This window comes from Streptomyces netropsis, assembly GCF_014203545.1.
GTDB classification, from domain to species: Bacteria; Actinomycetota; Actinomycetes; order Streptomycetales; family Streptomycetaceae; genus Streptomyces; species Streptomyces netropsis.
Genome location: NZ_JACHJG010000011.1, coordinates 158,064 through 173,563, shown reverse-complemented (window position 1 = coordinate 173,563; position 15,500 = coordinate 158,064). Strand labels below are relative to the sequence as shown.

Sequence of the window (15,500 nt, the reverse complement as noted above, 5' to 3'; positions counted from 1 at the left end):
AATGGGAGAGAGCGGATGGATCACAGCGGGCACGGCATGATGATGGATCTGCCGCCGTTCACCCTGGGACGGGGTCTGGAGTTCAGCGGCGATCCGTTCTTCATGATCAGCTGCTTGCTGGGGCTGGGCCTGTACGGCTGGGCCGTGGTGCGGCTGCGGCGGCGCGGTGACGCGTGGCCGGTCGGCCGTACGGTCGCCTTCGTGCTCGGCGTGCTGACGGTCGCGCTGGTGATGTGCACCAAGCTCAACGAGTACGGCATGGTCATGTTCAGCGTGCACATGGTGCAGCACATGGTCATCAGCATGCTCTCGCCGATCCTGATCCTGCTCGGCGCCCCGGTGACGCTGGCCCTGCGGGCGCTGCCGACGGCGGGGCGCGGGCGCAAGGGGCCGCGCGAGTGGCTGGTCGCGCTGCTGCACAGCCGCTACATGCGGATCATCACGCACCCGGCGTTCACGATCCCGCTGTTCATCGCGAGCCTGTACGCCCTGTACTTCACCCCGCTCTTCGACTTCCTGATGGAGAGCAGGACCGGGCACATCGCGATGATGGTGCACTTCCTCGCCGTGGGTCTGGTGTTCTTCTGGCCGATCATGGGCGTCGACCCGGGCCCGCACCGGCCGGGATATGTGATGCGGATGCTGGAGCTGTTCGCCGGCATGCCGTTCCACGCGTTCTTCGGCATCGCGCTGATGATGGCCTCGGAGCCGATGATCGGCACGTACATGCACCCGCCGGCCTCGCTGGGCATCGACCCGCTGTCGGACCAGCAGGCGGGCGGCGGCATCGCCTGGGCGTTCAGCGAGATCCCCTCGGTCGTGGTGCTGATCGCGTTGGTGTACCAGTGGTACCGCTCCGACCAGCGGCAGGCACGGCGCTCGGACCGGACGGCGGACCGGGACGGTGACAAGGAGCTGGCGGCCTACAACGCGTATCTGGCCTCGCTCCGGACGCGGGGGCAGTGAGCCGGCGGCGACAGCGGTATGGCGGTACGGACCGCGGCCGGGAGACGATGGTCTCCTGGCCGCGGTCCGCGCGTTTACGCCTCCGGTCGACGTCGGGGCCGCCGTGAGGAGGTGCGGGGCATGCCCGGATCGACGAAGACGATGGCGGGGCTGACGGTGGGCGGTCTGGTCGTGGTGACCGCCTATTCGGTGACCCTCGGCAGCAACGGCTGGCTGTGGTTCACCTGGGTGGTGCTGATGCTGGTGACCCTGGGGGCACTGGTGGCACGGGGGTCGTGAGGAGCGGACGACCTCAGAACTGGAAGACGCGTCCGGTCGCGGACTCCAGGGCGCAGGCGTTGGGGAAGGTCTTGCGCCAGTTGACGACGCGGCCGTGCCAGGTGCCGTCGGCGCTGGCGGTGACCGGGTCGTACTCGCGCGTGCACAGGTGACGGTCGCCGGTCAGCGCGCCGGGGTCGCCGTGCGCCCGCGCCAGGCTCGCGCAGGCCTCGCCCGCATGGGGGTGGTGGCCCGGACCCGGGCAGGCCAGCTGGAGGCCGCGGATCCAGGTGTCCTGGACGCCGGAGACGGTCAGGAAGAGCCGCCCCTGACCCGGCTCGTCGGCGCCTGCCGGGGCCATGGGGAGGACGGTCAGCGCGGCGGCCGTCGCCACGACCACGGTGGTACGTACGGACATCTGTGCCTCCTGGGGCGCGGGCGCGGGGGTGCCCCCACCCAGGCCACCCGCCCGGGCCCCGCACGGCAAGCGGCCGCACCGGCCGGTAGGCCATGTGGCGGCGCGTGATCACCCGGTCGGCGGCGCGTCACGGCGTCCGGCCCCCGGCCCTCTCCCGGACCGCCGGGAAAAGGCGTGGCCGAGAAACGACGCGCCCCGTACTCTCGGCGCTCCGTAATGATCATCACAAGGGAACCATGACAAGGAATCGCATATGAGCGCCCGGCTGCGCGGCATCGCCAAGGAGACCGAGGAGATCGTCGCGACCGGTGGCTACACCACCCCGGCCGGCCGGACCGTCGACCTCGCGGCGGCGATCGGCCGGGCGGTACGGGGAACCCGGCTGTACGGGCCGGAACCGGTGCCCGTGCCGGAGCCGGGCGCCGGGGCGGGGACGGGGGTGGGGGCGACGGTGTTCGAGGTGACCGCCGAGGGCAGCCTGGACGCCGCGCGCCGGGTGGCGGCCGAGGGCACGGTCGCGGTGCTCAACTTCGCCTCCGCCCGCAACCCCGGGGGCGGCTACCTCAATGGCGCGCAGGCCCAGGAGGAGGCGCTGTGCCGCGGGTCGGCGCTCTACACGTGCCTGCGCGAGGTGCCGGAGTTCTACGCCGCGCACCGTGCCGATCCGAGCCCCTTCTACAGCCACCGCGTCATCCACTCCCCCGGTGTGCCGGTGTTCCGCGACGACCGGGGCGCGCTCCTGGAGACCCCCTTCACCGCGGGCTTCCTGACCTCCCCCGCCCCCAACGCGGGAGTGATCGCCCGCCGGGAGCCGGAGCGCACGGCACGCGTCCCGGCCGCGCTGGCCACCCGGGCCGGGCGGGTGCTGGAGGTGGCGGCGGCGCACGGCTACCGCCGGCTGGTGCTCGGCGCCTGGGGCTGCGGGGTCTTCCGCAACGACCCGGCACAGGTCGCGGCGGCGTTCCACGGCCATCTGACGGGTGAGGGCCGCTTCGCGGGGCGCTTCGAGCACGTCGTCTTCGGCGTCCTGGACCGCACCGCCGACTCCCCGACCAGGGCGGCCTTCGCGAGGGTCTTCGCCGCGCCGGAGCGTTGACGGGCGCGGGAAACGAGCCGGGCCCCGGTCTCCCCTCGTCCTGAGGGGAGACCGGGGCCCGGTCTCGCTGCTGTCGTCGCCTTACTTCGCGGCGGCGGCCTTCGGCGGCTCGGGGGTGGCGTGCGGGGCGCACGTCACGTCCTTGGCGTCGAGCTTGCCGTCGACGAGGTAGGCGTCCACCCGGTCGTTGATGCACGGGTTGACCAGGCCGACGACGCCGTGCGAGCCGGCGCCCTTCTCGGTGATCAGACGCGAGCCCTTGAAGCGCTTGTGCAGCTCGACCGCGCCCACGTACGGCGTGGCGGCGTCACGGGTGCTCTGGACGATGAGCGTCTGGGGCAGACCCTTGTGGGTGGCGACCTCGAGGGGGTTGCCCTGCGGGGACTTCCAGGTGGCGCAGGGCAGGTTCATCCAGGCGTTCGCCCAGGTCATGAACGGGGCCTGCTGGTGGATACGGGTGTTGTCCCGGTCCCACTTCTTCCAGCTGGTGGGCCACTTGGCGTCGGCGCACTCGACGGCGGTGTAGACGGCGTTGCCGTTCTCCTTGGCGGCGTTGCCGACGGTGTCGGACAGGTCCGGACCCGCCGCCTCGACCAGTGCCTTCTCGTCACCGGCGAGGTACTTGCTCCAGGTCTCGGCGACCGGGACCCACGCGGAGTCGTAGTACGCCGCGTCCTGGAAGAAGCTGATCAGCTCGGCCGGGCCGACGACCCCGCCGATGGGCTTCTTCTTGGCGGAGGCGCGGAGCTTCTCCCACTGCTTGAGGACCTTGGCCTGGGTGTTGCCGAGGTGGTAGACGCCGTCGTGCTTGGCGACCCACTTCGCCCAGTCCTTGAAGCGGCCCTCGAAGGCGACGTCCTGCTCGAGGTTGGCCTCGTACCAGATGTTGTCCTGCGCGGGGTTGACGACGCTGTCGACGACCATGCGGCGGACGTGGCTCGGGAAGAGCGTGCCGTAGACGGCGCCGAGGTAGGTGCCGTAGGAGATGCCCAGGAAGTTGAGCTTCTTCTCACCGAGGGCGGCGCGGACGACGTCCACGTCACGGGCGGTGTTCATCGTGGTGAGGTGCGGGAGCAGCGCGCCGCTGCGCTCGTGGCAGCCGTCGGCGTACTCCTTGGCCTTCTTGCGCTGGACGCGCTTGTCGGCCTCGCTGTCGGGCACCGGGTCGGCCTTGGGCGCCGCCACGAACTTCTGCGGGTCAATGCAGGAGATCGGGGCGGAGTGGCCCACGCCGCGCGGGTCGAAGCCGACGAAGTCGTACGCCTTCGACGTCTTCGTCCACAGCGGGTTCTTGGTCGTGACCCGCCGCGGGAACTTCATGCCGGAGCCGCCGGGGCCGCCCGGGTTGTAGAGGAGGGAGCCCTGGCGCTCGCTCGCCTTACCGGTGGAACGGACCCGGTCCACCGCGATCTCGATGGTGCGGCCGTTCGGCTTGGTGTAGTCGACGGGGACGGTCACGAAGCCGCACTGGATCGGCTTCTCCAGGCCCCAGGCGGCAGGACAGTCCTGCCACTTGATGCCCTTCTTCGCCGCCTTGGCGGCGGCGATCTGCACGCCCTTCGCCTCGGCCGCGCCGCCCGGCACGCGCTCGCCGGCGTCGGCCGCCGGTGCGGCCAGGAGCCCGGCGACGAGAGCGGCCGTCACCGCGGTGCCGGCCGCACCGAATATTGCTGTAGGTCTCACGTGGTTTTCCCCCTGCTGATGCGCCGCGTACGCGCGACGATGATCACGGAGCTGCAGGGGGATCCTTTCGCCTCCATTGCCACAATGGACAGGTCGTACGGACGTTCTTTACTAATCTGTAAGGATGACGAAACCCGGGGTGGCACATGTGTCGCCGACGACCCCCGACTCACCAAAACGCCCGTACCCCGCCATCTCCGTCGAAGACGGTCGTAACTCCCGCGTCCAGCAGCCTTCGTAGCCGTAGGGCGTCCGGGGCCACCGCGCTCACCACGACGGCGGGTCCGGCGAGCGGGGTGAGCGCGGCGGTCGTACCGAGGAGGCGGGGCGGCACGGGGTGCTCCTCGAAGGCCGGGTCCACGACGAGGAGTTGCCCGACGGCCCGGTGCCCGCCCAGCACGGCGCCCCCGTCCCAACCGGGCGCCCCCGGCCCGTACGTCAGCTCCTGGTCGAACAGCGGGCGGCCGGCGCGGCGCACGGTCAGCCGGGAGGCCAGCCGTCCCGGGTCCTCGCCCACGCGGCCGAGCACCTGTTCCTCGCGCAGCACCAGCCGGGCCGTCGGGGCGAGTTCGATACGGGTGGTGCTCCGCAGATCGCTGCCCCGGGCGGAGATCAGCTGTTCGGGGAGCCAGCGCAGGGTGGCGCCCTCACCGACGTGGATCCGGGTGTCGTACGCGGCGGGGGCCCCGGTGCGCCCGGGCAGGGCGATGGTGGCGGCGGTGGTCGAGAACCGCAGGGCAGCGCCGTCCGCCACCTCCACGGTGAGGCCGAGCAGATCACCGCCGAGGGGTGCGCTCATGGCGCCCACGAGCCGCACATGGGCCTCCGGCCCCTGCGGCCGCAGCCGGCGCAGCGCGAACGGCCCCGCGCCGTCGAGCACGGGCAGTCCCGTGCCGCCCCGGCCGTCCGGAGCCGCGACGATGTGCGCCGCGGCCCGCAGCCCGGCGTCCACCGCGGGACCTGCGACGGCGGACGTCACGGCGCGACCGCGGCCCAGCCGGCCAGCCGCTCGCGCACCCAGTCGGACACCGGCCGTACGCCGCCCTCGGCGACGAGGGAGGTGAAGACGACGGGGAGGTCGCCGCGTTGGGCCTTGGCGTCGCGGGCCATGCCCTCCAGATCGGCGCCGACGTAGGGCGCGAGGTCGGTCTTGTTGACGACGAGGAGGTCCGCGGTGGTCACCCCGGGGCCGCCCTTGCGGGGGATGTCGTCGCCGCCGGCCACGTCGATGACGAAGATCTGCGCGTCGACGAGGCCCTTGGAGAAGGTGGCGGTGAGGTTGTCGCCGCCGGACTCCACGAGGACGAGGTCGAGCGGCCCGACCGCGTCCTCCAGGTCCTCGACGGCTTCGAGGTTGGCGGAGATGTCGTCACGGATCGCGGTGTGCGGGCAGGCCCCGGTCTCGACGGCGGTGATCCGCTCGGGCGGCAGCACGGCGTGCCGCAGCAGGAATTCGGCGTCCTCGCGGGTGTAGATGTCGTTGGTGACGACGGCGATGGACAGCTCGTCGCGCAGCAGCCGGCACAGCGCGGCCACGGTCGCGGTCTTCCCGGACCCGACGGGACCGCCGAGACCGATACGCAGGGCACGGCGGGTGCCGTCGGGGCGGTGGGGGTCGGCCGCGCTGTAGGTGTGGCGGTGGGGGAAGGCGTCGGGGTGGTCCAGGTGCATGTTTCCTCCGGAGGTTTCGCTGGTGGGACCGCGCTGCGCGCGGTTGTCCTCAATCGCCGGACGGGCCGGAGATTCCGCCGGTCCGGCGAGACATCCAGCCCGGTTCCGGGCAGCGGTTCAGCCCGTCCGGCGTTTGAGGACCGGGGTCCGGGGCGGAGCCCCGGTTGCTCACGAGGCGAACAGCCGCACAGGCCACGCCGCGTGCTGCTCCGCGGCGATGTCGAGCAGCGGCGCGGACACCGCCGGGAGAACGTCGAGACCCTCGAACGCGGCACGCCGCGCCGCCTCCGCGGCCTCGTGCGCGACCCGGTCGAGCGCGGGCGCGAGCCCGGCCAGTACGGCGGTCGCGTCGAACGGGTCCAGGCTCAGCAGCCGCACGGCCGCCGTGGCCGGTCCGCTGACCGCTTCGTACCCGGCGGCGTACGCGGCGTCCAGCGGGGCGAGCCCCGCCGCCCGCGCGGCGAGGCCGAGCACGACGGGCTGGTGGGCGCCGCGCGGCCGGGCGGCGGCGAGGGCGTCCAGCTCGGGCGACGGCCATGCGGCGCGGGCGGCCCGCGTCAGCTGACGGCCGAGCCTGCGCGCGGCGGCGCGCAGGGCGGGCGAGGGGGTGCGGGCGTCGGCCGCGTCGTCCAGGTCGAGCGGATCGAGCCCGGCCGTCGCGGCGGCGGCCAGCCCGGCCGCGGTGAGCCCGGTGGTGTGCAACCGCCCCCGGCAGAACGCCTCCAGCGTGGCCGCGTCCCGGATCCGCCCGGCCTTGACGGCCGCCTCGGCGCCGCCGGAGTGCGCGTGCCCCCCGGCGGGGAACCGCCCGTCGGCGAGGACGAGCAGGGCGGCGCGAGCGGCGGACGGGCCCGGGCCGTCCGGCGGTTCCACGGCACCCGGGGCGCAGGTATCGGTGTCCATGGTCAGAAGAGGAAGTACCGCTGGGCCATCGGCAGTTCCGCCGCGGGCCGCGGGTCGACGGGGTCACCGTCGATGGTGACGGTGAAGGTGTCGGGGTCGACTTCGACGTGCGGGCGGGCGTCGTTGTTGCGCATGTCGGCCTTGCCGACGCCGCGGGTGTCCCGGATCGGAACGAACCTCTTGCCGAGGTCCAGCCGTTCGGGGAGACCGTCGTCGAGGGCCCACTGGGTGACGAAGTTCAGGGAGTTGGCGGCGGGGGCGCGGCCCGTCGCGCCGAACATGGGGCGTGGCAGGACCGGCTGCGGGGTGGGGATGGAGGCGTTGGCGTCGCCCATCTGCGCGTAGGCGATCTGACCGCCCTTGATGACCAGGTGTGGTTTGACGCCGAAGAACGCCGGGTCCCACAGCACCAGGTCGGCGAGCTTCCCGGTCTCGACGGAGCCGATCTCGTGGTCGAGGCCCTGGGCCACGGCCGGGTTGATGGTGTATTTGGCGACGTAGCGGCGGGCCCGCGCGTTGTCGGCCGGGCCGTCGCCGGGGAGGGCGCCGCGCCGCTTCTTCATGACGTGGGCGGTCTGCCAGGTGCGCAGCACGACCTCGCCGATGCGTCCCATGGCCTGGGAGTCGGAGGAAATGATCGAGATCGCGCCCAGGTCGTGCAGGAAGTCCTCGGCGGCGATGGTGCTGGGCCGGATGCGGGACTCGGCGAAGGCGAGGTCCTCGGGGACGGCCGGGTTGAGGTGGTGGCAGACCATCAGCATGTCGAGGTGCTCCTCGACAGTGTTGACGGTGTGCGGGCGGGTGGGGTTGGTGGAGCTGGGCAGGACGTTGGGCTCGGAGACGACGGTGATGATGTCGGGTGCGTGGCCGCCGCCCGCACCCTCGGTGTGGTAGGCGTGGATGGAGCGCCCGGCGATGGCGGCGAGGGTGTCGCCGACGAAGCCCGCCTCGTTGAGCGTGTCGGTGTGGATGGCGAGTTGGGCGCCGCTCTCCTCGCAGACCCTCAGACAGGCGTCGATGACGGCGGGGGTCGCGCCCCAGTCCTCGTGGATCTTGAAGCCGACAGCTCCCGCGCGCAGTTGGGCGCGCATGGAGTCGTAGCTGACGGTGTTGCCCTTGCCGAGCAGACCGATGTTGACCGGGTACCCCTCCATCGCCTCGAACATCCGGGCGAGGTGCCAGGAGCCGGGGGTGATGGTGGTGGCCTTGCTGCCCTCGGCCGGGCCCGTCCCGCCGCCGAGGAGCGTGGTGACGCCGGAGGCGAGGGCCGCGTCCACGGACTGCGGGCAGATGAAGTGGACGTGGGCGTCGATGCCGCCGGCGGTGAGGATCTTGCCGTTGCCCGCGATGATCTCGGTCTCGGGGCCGATGACGAGGTCGGGGTGGACGCCGTCCATGGTGTCGGGGTTGCCGGCCTTGCCGATACCGGTGATCCGACCGTCGCGCAGACCGACGTCGGCCTTGACGACGCCCCAGTGGTCGAGGACGACCGCACCGGTGATGACGGTGTCGGGGGCGCCCTCGGCGCGGGTGACGCGGGACTGGCCCATGGACTCGCGGATGACCTTGCCACCGCCGAAGACCGCCTCGTCGCCGGCGTGGCCCGGCCCGCCGGAGCGGTCCTCCTCGATCTCGACGAGGAGGTCGGTGTCGGCGAGGCGGATCCGGTCACCGGTGGTCGGGCCGAAGAGATCGGCGTAGGCGACGCGGCTGAGTTCAGACATCGAGGGGCCCTCCGCACTCGCCGCGCAGCCCCTCGACGACGCGCTTGCCGCCGATGGGGACGAGGCCGACCTCGACGGGGATGCCCGGCTCGAAGCGCACGGCGGTGCCGGCGGCGATGTCGAGGCGCTTGCCGTGGGCGGCCGCCCGGTCGAAGTCCAGGCCCGGGTTGGCCTCGGCGAAGTGGTAGTGCGAGCCCACCTGCACGGGCCGGTCGGCGGCGTTGAGAACGGTGAGGCGGGTGAGGGGGGAGCCCTGATTGAGGCGTACGGGCTCGGCGGCGTGCAGGATCTCTCCGGGAATCATCCGCGCGTCTCCCCCGGTCATCCGATGGGCTCGTGGACGGTGACGAGCTTCGTGCCGTCCGGGAAGGTGGCTTCGACCTGGACGTCGTGGATCATCTCGGGGATGCCGCTCATGACCTCGTCGCGGGTGAGCACCTTGCGTCCGGAGGACATCAGCTCGGCCACGGTACGGCCGTCCCTGGCGCCTTCGAGGACGTGCGCGGTGATCAGCGCGACCGCTTCGGGGTGGTTGAGGAGCAGCCCGCGCGCCCTCCGCCGCTCGGCCACGTCGGCGGCCACATGGATGAGCAGGCGTTCCTGTTCATGCGGGGAAAGTTGCATGCGTCCCACCTCACTGACGAACCAGGACCTCGCTGCTGAACGCGGCGGAGGCACACCTGAGTTCTACACACTGTTGACCTGGGGTTCTTCCCCCGACGGCCTGGGATTGCAGATTAGGGCGCAAGCTTTTCCAACGCGTTAACTGACTCTTTGCAAAGCCATGGCCAGAGGTCACCGGTGGTGGGCCGCCGGCCCTCAGTGCCGCGGCGGCACGTCCGGCCTCCGGTACTCGGCGGCGAGGCCGAACCGGCCCCGGTCCTCGGGCACGGACGGCATGGTGTGCACGGCGGAGACCGTGCTGATCACCTGCTCCTCGGCCCCGGCCTCCGCCCCGGCCTCGCTCTCTTCGAGTCGTTGCAGGTCAGCGGCGGACACCAGGGCGACCAGCGGCTTCCCATGGCGCGTGACGACCACCCGCTCGCCGCCGTAGACAACGCGGTTGATCAGCTCCGCCAGCTCGGCGCGGGCTTGCGTCACAGGAATTTCGTAGGCCATGCCCACCAGCTTAATTGTCTGCCGCGATGTCCGCGGGATCCCTGAAAAGCAGAGAAACGCCAGGTCAGGGGCCTCCTCCTCACACTCGCCCGCAGAGTCCGCACGCCGCGTGGACCGATCACGGGCCCGCCGCCCGGCGCCTGGGCGCTCACGCCCAGAGCGAAACCGCGTCGGATCCGTTGCCGCGCCGGGCCCCGTTGGGCCATGCTCACCATCCTAACGATCTGTACGTCCTGTACATTTTTTACGGACGAGGAGTGCCGTCATGCACCGACCCACAGCCCGCTACGTCCTGCCCGAGTTCACCGAGCGCACGAGCACCGGCGCCCGCACGATGGACCCGTACTCCAAGCTGCTGTCCGAGCGCATCGTCTTTCTGGGCACGCAGATCGACGACACCTGTGCCAGCGATGTGATCGCGCAGTTCATGTACCTCGAACACGCGGCGCCCGAGCAGGACATCTCGCTCTACATCAACTCCCCAGGCGGCTCCTTCTCCGCCATGTGCGCCGTCTACGACACGATGCGCTACATCGGCTGCGACGTGGAGACGATCTGCCTGGGCCAGGCCGCCTCGTCCGCCGCCGTACTGCTCACCGCCGGCACCCCGGGCAAACGGCTGGCGCTGCCGAACGCGCGTGTCCTCGTCCAGCAGCCGTCCCTCGACGAGCCGGTCCAGGGGCAGCCCTCCGATCTGGAGATCCAGGCGCGGGAGATGTCGCGCAGGCGCGACACGCTGGCGCAGATGCTGGTGCGGCACACGGGGCAGAGCGCGGAGCAGGTCGACCGGGACATCGATCGGGACACGGTCTTCGACGCCGAGGCAGCGGTGGCCTACGGACTGGTCGACCGGCTCACCTCGAGCCGCAAGGGCCCGGGCGCGCCGCTCGGCGCGAGGTGAGCCGCGATGTGGCCGCCCCAACTGCCACCCCTGCCCGCCCTGACCCGCGCCGAGGGCGAGTTGGTGGACCGGTATCTGGAAGTACTGGATCTCCTGGGCCGGATCAACCCGGCCCGCGCGCATGACACGTACGCCGGGCTACGGGCGGCGCAGGCTCTCGCGGTCGCGGCGGCGGGACTGCGCGACGCGCTGACGCTCATGCACGAGCGTGGCGAACGCGAGATGCACACCGGAACACTCGCGCGGGCGATGCTGGTCCTGGACGGGGAGCGGCGGGCCGCACGGGTCACCATGCCGCCGAACACGCCGGGTTGATGAGCCCGGACGCGCGCCGGAACGACCGGCCGGGCGACACCTCAACGCGATCTCCCGCAGACAGCGGACCCTGCGTAGACATCGCGCAGTGATCGATCCGAGCCGTGCGCGCACGATGCGATCGCGGAGATCAACTCGCCGCAGGTGAAGGGCTCAACAGGGTTGAGCGGTGGTCGTCAAACCGTCCGGTGTCCACCCGAACCCGCCAGAGGTGACCAGGCTCACATATCACCGGATCCTCTCGGAATCCGTGCCGCGGCTGCGCCAAGATCCAGGCGACGACAAGACCCCGCCACCGCGGCGGGGCGGTCCGGGCGGACGCCGAATCCTGCCGCCGCCCGGATGACTGGTCGACACGAGTGCATCGGCAGGAGTGGAGGACCCGATTACGGCGGGACGACCGGCACCACTGGTCGTCCCTTGGGGTGAAGCCGCCTCGGCGGCCGGGCATCTTCGCCTGCCCGAACCCGACAGGTCATCCTTCATAGGCGGCAGACGAAGGGTTGCGTATGGCCGCGCACAAACGACCAACGAAGTTCTCCAGGGCCAAGGCCGCCTCGGCCCTCACCCTCGCAGCCGTCGGCGCCTCGGTGCTGGTACCCGGCGGTTCACCCGACGCCGAGGCCGCGAACCTCTCCACCCTCGCCCTGCAGATAGCGGAATCGAAGCAGGGCGCTCCCTACCAGTGGGGCGCGACAGGACCGTACAGCTTCGACTGCTCGGGGCTGACCCAGTACTCGTACAAGCGGGTCGGCAAAAAGCTGCCCCGCACCGCCGCCGCCCAGTACAACCGCGTCCGCCATGTACCCGGCTCCGCCCGCCAACGCGGGGACCTGGTGTTCTTCCACTCCACCGGCGGCGTCTATCACGTGGGCATCTACGTCGGGAGCGGCAAGATCCTGCACGCCCCCAAGACCGGCGCGGTCGTCCGCCACGAGCGGATCTGGACCAGAAGCGTCAGTTACGGCCGCGTGAACTGAGCGTGCGGCGGTGGCGTGCCGCGACGGCCGCCCCCGCCACCTTCCTCGCCTCCCTGTGCGCCGACGCGGCAACGGGTGTGTTCCCACCCGCCGACGGCGGACACGACTGTGGTGCCGCGGCCCCTCGTTCGCGACGCGGGGCCGCCGGCCCCAACCGGGCACACGGTCGTCCTCACCGGCATCGATCCGGAACGGGCAAGGGCGCGCCTGCCCGCCGGTGACCTGCCCGAGCAGCTCAACCCGCCTTGTCCGCGAGCACCGTGCGATCACGGTGCGAGCCCCTGGGCCGGGTGGTGGACCCCTCGGCCTCCTCGACGGCCACGGGGCCCACCGCCCGGCCCACAGCCGCGCGCCGGGCGGTCATCGCACGGGCACGGTCCAGGGCAGACAGATCCAGACCGTCTTACCGCCGTCGGCCGTCGGGGTGACCGACAGTCTGCCGCCCCGCTCGGCGGTCAGACACCGAATGATGACCATGCCGCGGCCGTTGTCCTGCTGGACGGCGGCGGGCAGCCTTCTCGGATGGCGGGGGTGACTGTCCGTGACGCCGATGCGCAGCTGCTCCTCCCGGTCGAGCCGGACGTCCACGGTGAACGTGGGCGACTGGCCGAGAGTGTGCTGCACGGCGTTGGTGGCGAGTTCGGAGACGATCAGCCGAACCGTGTCGGCGTCCTCGGTGCCGTCCGCCAGCCCCCATTCCGCCAGTACACGCGCGACATAGCGGCGCGCGTCGGACACCGAGGCGGGGGCGCTCGGCAGGGTTACGGTTGCTTCCTGGTGATCCGCCATGGCGCTGTCCCTTTCCCACCGAGGCCGGACTCCGACGCGTGACGCAGGGCACTGACGCGGTGAAGTCGGGAGCGGTCTCGGACGGCTCTTCGTGACAGAGTGCCACCGTCGGCGTCCGAGAGTGAGCGATCCACCGGAAAATGCATATATCTGTCGCTCGAAGCGGTGAACTCTGCCGGGAGAAACCACATTTGGGCAGCGCACTGGTCTATTGACACTGACGTATGGATGTGGACGTGTTCACCTTGGCCGAAAGGGAATACCCATGCGCTACGGACCCGCGGTGCGTCGACGCAAGCTCGGCGCGGAGCTGCGCCGCCAGCGTGAACTGGCCGCGCTGACCAGCCGGGAGGCGGCCTGCGCGGTGGGCTGGCACCAGTCGAAGGTGAGCCGGATCGAGACGGGCTGCAGTGGCGTGAAGCCCTCGGACGTCGCCCTGTTGCTGGATGCCTACAAGGTGACCGACCCGGAACTGCGCGCGCTGCTGGGGGCGCTGTGCGGCGCGGGGTCGGCGGATCCGGGCGAGGGCGCGGGGGCACGGCGGGGCTGGTGGTACGCCTACCGCGACCGGCTGCCACCCGCCTATCTGGACTTCATCAGCCTGGAGTCCGAGGCCTCCCACTTGCGCACCCTGGAGACCACGGTGGTGCCGGGGCTGCTGCAGACGCCGGAGTACGCGCGCGCGGTGACCCGCGCGGCGCTGAACGACCCGCCTCCGGAGCAGGTCGAGGAGTTGGTGCGGGTGCGGATGGCCCGCCAGTCGGTGCTGCGGGGCGAGCGTCCGCTGGAGTTGTGCGCGGTGCTGGACGAGGCGGTGCTGCGCCACGAAGTGGGCGGCCGTGAGGTGATGGCGGGGCAGTTACGGCATCTGGTGACCACGGGACAGATGCGGCATGTGCGACTGCATGTGCTCCCGTTCTCCGCCGGCAGCCATATCGGCATCACCGGCCCTTTCGTTATCTTCTCATTTCCGCGCATTGCCGATCTGGATGTGGTTGTTCTCGACCACTTGACGAGTAGCCTCTATCTGGAGCGGAAAGAAGACCTCCGGGCGTACGGTTCCGCTTTCGCCACTCTGCGGACCCGCGCCCTCTCGCACGAGAACTCGTTGGATTACATCGCCGGGCTCCATGACGGCACGTGAGGAGGCACTATGTCCGCAATGCCGCGCTATGCCCCTTCCCCTTCGGCTCTGCGGGCCGCGAAGTGGCGGCGCAGCAGCTACAGCACCGGAATGAACAACTGCGTCGAGACGGCCCCGCTCGGTCCGGACCTGCTGGCCGTGCGGGACTCGAAGCGCACGGCCGGCCCCGTCCTGTCGTTCTCGCCCGCCGCGTGGTCCTCGTTCGTGGGAGACCTCTGCGGCGGCGGCCTCGGCCGCCGCCGCGGGGCCGACCGGTCCGACGGGACCACCACCAGGAGTTGAGCGTCAGGCGGCCGGCGCGGTCCGCAGGACCGTGTCGGCCGCCTCCTCGATCTGCCGGTCCGTGAGGTCCGCGCGCGCCGTCAGCCGCAGCCGCGAGATTCCGTCGGGCACGGACGGGGGGCGGAAACAGCCGACCGCGAGCCCGGCGGTGCGGCAGTCGGCCGCCCATCGCACGGCGGCCTCCGGCGAGGGGGCCCGCACGGACACCACCGCCGCGTCGGGCCGTACCGCCGTCAGCCCCGCCGCCGTCACCCTCCGGTGCAGCTCGCCGGCGACGTACCGCACCCGGGCAGCGCGCCCCGGCTCGCGGCGCAGCACCTCGAGGCTCGCGAGCGCGCCGCCCACCGCCGCCGGGGCCAGGCCGGTGTCGAAGATGAACGTGCGCGCGTGACTGACGAGGTGCCGGATGACGCGGGCGGGGCCGAGCACCGCGCCCCCCTGGCTGCCCAGTGACTTCGACAGGGTGACCGTGGCGACGACGTCCGCGTCCCCCGCCAGGCCCGCCGCGTGCACCGCGCCCCGGCCGCCTTCGCCGAGGACGCCGAGTCCGTGCGCGTCGTCCACCAGCAGCGCCGCGCCGTGCTCCCGGCACGCCTCGGCGAGCGCGGCCAGCGGTGCGGCGTCGCCGTCCACGGAGAAGACGGAGTCGGTGACGGCGAGGGCGCGGCCCTCGTGCGCCTCCAGGGTCTTGCGGACCGCTTCCGGGTCGGCGTGCGGAACGACGGCCGTCTCGGCACGTGCGAGCCGGCAGCCGTCGATGAGCGAGGCGTGATTACCGGCGTCGGAGACGACAAGGGGGACTGAAGGGGACACACCGGACATCGTCGACGGACCGCACAGGGCGGTGACCGCGGCGAGGTTCGCGGCGTACCCGGAGGAGAAGACGAGCGCCGCCTCGAAGCCGCAGAAGTCGGCGAGGCTCTCCTCCAGCCGCGCGTGCAGGGCGGTGGTGCCGGTGACCAGCCGGGAGCCGGTGGCCCCCGCGCCCCAGCGGCGGGCCGCGTCGGCGGCGGCCGCGGTGACCTCGGGATGACGGGTGAGGCCCAGGTAGTCGTTCCCGGCCAGATCGATGAGCGACGAGTCGGCCGACCGCGGCCGTAGGGTCCGTACGAGCCCGGCGGCCAGTCGCCGCTCGTGCTCCGCGTCGATCCAGTCGAACGGATCCTGGGGCATCGGCCGTCCTTCGCGTTCTGTGGGGTTTGCATAGAACGTAGCCGCCGAGGGGCCTGGGCAGGGTGTGGCAATACACAC

The 15,500-nt window shown here is 71.8% G+C and carries 19 protein-coding genes and 1 riboswitch; of the genes, 8 read left to right on the top strand and 11 right to left on the bottom strand.

Annotation, left to right across the window (positions count from 1 at the left end; all coding sequences use genetic code 11):
• Nucleotides 1–15: 15 nt before the first annotated feature.
• Both FHS38_RS24820 and FHS38_RS24815 read left to right on the top strand, forming a co-directional pair.
• Nucleotides 16–966: a cytochrome c oxidase assembly protein gene (locus FHS38_RS24820; protein ID WP_184737000.1), complete on the top strand. Its 951-nt coding sequence runs from the start codon at nt 16–18 to the stop codon at nt 964–966.
• A gap of 120 nt (nt 967–1,086) precedes the next feature.
• Nucleotides 1,087–1,245: a hypothetical protein gene (locus FHS38_RS24815; RefSeq protein WP_184736998.1), complete on the top strand. Its 159-nt coding sequence runs from the start codon at nt 1,087–1,089 to the stop codon at nt 1,243–1,245.
• A gap of 13 nt (nt 1,246–1,258) precedes the next feature.
• Here the strand turns inward: FHS38_RS24815 and FHS38_RS24810 are convergent, their stop codons facing one another.
• Nucleotides 1,259–1,642: an SSI family serine proteinase inhibitor gene (locus FHS38_RS24810; RefSeq protein ID WP_184736996.1), complete on the bottom strand. Its 384-nt coding sequence runs from the start codon at nt 1,640–1,642 to the stop codon at nt 1,259–1,261.
• A 253-nt stretch (nt 1,643–1,895) separates the two neighbouring features.
• On the opposite strand from FHS38_RS24810, the gene FHS38_RS24805 reads away from it, so the two are divergent.
• Entirely contained in the window at nt 1,896–2,738 is an 843-nt protein-coding gene (locus tag FHS38_RS24805) for a TIGR02452 family protein (protein WP_184736994.1), read from the top strand.
• A gap of 81 nt (nt 2,739–2,819) precedes the next feature.
• Here the strand turns inward: FHS38_RS24805 and FHS38_RS24800 are convergent, their stop codons facing one another.
• From FHS38_RS24800 to FHS38_RS24765, 8 genes are all read right to left on the bottom strand, one after another.
• Complete coding sequence (locus FHS38_RS24800) at nt 2,820–4,421, bottom strand: alpha/beta hydrolase (protein ID WP_184736992.1); 1,602 nt, start codon at nt 4,419–4,421, stop codon at nt 2,820–2,822.
• A 169-nt stretch (nt 4,422–4,590) separates the two neighbouring features.
• Nucleotides 4,591–5,400: an urease accessory protein UreD gene (locus FHS38_RS24795; protein ID WP_184736990.1), complete on the bottom strand. Its 810-nt coding sequence runs from the start codon at nt 5,398–5,400 to the stop codon at nt 4,591–4,593.
• Nucleotides 5,397–6,092: an urease accessory protein UreG gene (ureG, locus tag FHS38_RS24790; RefSeq protein ID WP_184736987.1), complete on the bottom strand. Its 696-nt coding sequence runs from the start codon at nt 6,090–6,092 to the stop codon at nt 5,397–5,399. The genes FHS38_RS24795 and ureG overlap by 4 nt, the downstream gene beginning before the upstream one ends.
• 168 nt (nt 6,093–6,260) lie before the next feature.
• The gene (locus tag FHS38_RS24785) at nt 6,261–6,995 is read right to left on the bottom strand and encodes an urease accessory protein UreF (RefSeq protein ID WP_184736985.1); all 735 of its coding nucleotides are present in this window, start codon (nt 6,993–6,995) and stop codon (nt 6,261–6,263) included.
• A 2-nt stretch (nt 6,996–6,997) separates the two neighbouring features.
• On the bottom strand, nt 6,998–8,719 hold the full coding sequence (locus FHS38_RS24780) for an urease subunit alpha (protein WP_184736983.1): 1,722 nt from the start codon (nt 8,717–8,719) through the stop codon (nt 6,998–7,000).
• Nucleotides 8,712–9,023: an urease subunit beta gene (locus FHS38_RS24775; RefSeq protein ID WP_184736981.1), complete on the bottom strand. Its 312-nt coding sequence runs from the start codon at nt 9,021–9,023 to the stop codon at nt 8,712–8,714. Before FHS38_RS24775 ends, FHS38_RS24780 begins: the two co-directional genes overlap by 8 nt.
• Before the next feature lie 17 nt (nt 9,024–9,040).
• A complete protein-coding gene (locus FHS38_RS24770; RefSeq protein ID WP_184736971.1) occupies nt 9,041–9,343 on the bottom strand; it encodes an urease subunit gamma in 303 nt (100 codons plus the stop codon).
• Between the two features lie 195 nt (nt 9,344–9,538).
• Nucleotides 9,539–9,838 carry a type II toxin-antitoxin system Phd/YefM family antitoxin gene (locus FHS38_RS24765; RefSeq protein WP_184736969.1) on the bottom strand — a complete coding sequence of 100 codons (300 nt, stop codon included), beginning with the start codon at nt 9,836–9,838 and terminating at the stop codon, nt 9,539–9,541.
• A gap of 265 nt (nt 9,839–10,103) precedes the next feature.
• Here FHS38_RS24765 and FHS38_RS24760 point away from each other — a divergent pair, with 265 nt between their 5' ends.
• From FHS38_RS24760 to FHS38_RS24750, 3 genes are all read left to right on the top strand, one after another.
• Complete coding sequence (locus FHS38_RS24760; RefSeq protein ID WP_184736967.1) at nt 10,104–10,739, top strand: ATP-dependent Clp protease proteolytic subunit; 636 nt, start codon at nt 10,104–10,106, stop codon at nt 10,737–10,739.
• Between the two features lie 6 nt (nt 10,740–10,745).
• Nucleotides 10,746–11,054: a hypothetical protein gene (locus FHS38_RS24755; protein WP_184736965.1), complete on the top strand. Its 309-nt coding sequence runs from the start codon at nt 10,746–10,748 to the stop codon at nt 11,052–11,054.
• Between the two features lie 319 nt (nt 11,055–11,373).
• A riboswitch (cyclic di-AMP (ydaO/yuaA leader) is annotated at nt 11,374–11,559 on the top strand.
• Between the two features lie 4 nt (nt 11,560–11,563).
• The gene (locus tag FHS38_RS24750) at nt 11,564–12,034 is read left to right on the top strand and encodes a C40 family peptidase (protein ID WP_184736963.1); all 471 of its coding nucleotides are present in this window, start codon (nt 11,564–11,566) and stop codon (nt 12,032–12,034) included.
• A 360-nt stretch (nt 12,035–12,394) separates the two neighbouring features.
• Here the strand turns inward: FHS38_RS24750 and FHS38_RS24745 are convergent, their stop codons facing one another.
• Nucleotides 12,395–12,823 (bottom strand): ATP-binding protein, encoded by a 429-nt coding sequence (locus FHS38_RS24745; protein ID WP_184736961.1) that lies wholly within the window; start codon nt 12,821–12,823, stop codon nt 12,395–12,397.
• A gap of 265 nt (nt 12,824–13,088) precedes the next feature.
• On the opposite strand from FHS38_RS24745, the gene FHS38_RS24740 reads away from it, so the two are divergent.
• Both FHS38_RS24740 and FHS38_RS24735 read left to right on the top strand, forming a co-directional pair.
• On the top strand, nt 13,089–13,967 hold the full coding sequence (locus FHS38_RS24740) for a helix-turn-helix domain-containing protein (RefSeq protein WP_184736959.1): 879 nt from the start codon (nt 13,089–13,091) through the stop codon (nt 13,965–13,967).
• Between the two features lie 9 nt (nt 13,968–13,976).
• Nucleotides 13,977–14,249, top strand: a complete 273-nt coding sequence (locus FHS38_RS24735) for a DUF397 domain-containing protein (protein WP_184736958.1) — start codon at nt 13,977–13,979, stop codon at nt 14,247–14,249.
• A 3-nt stretch (nt 14,250–14,252) separates the two neighbouring features.
• Here the strand turns inward: FHS38_RS24735 and FHS38_RS24730 are convergent, their stop codons facing one another.
• Complete coding sequence (locus tag FHS38_RS24730; RefSeq protein ID WP_184736956.1) at nt 14,253–15,422, bottom strand: 8-amino-7-oxononanoate synthase; 1,170 nt, start codon at nt 15,420–15,422, stop codon at nt 14,253–14,255.
• Nucleotides 15,423–15,500 lie beyond the last annotated feature (78 nt).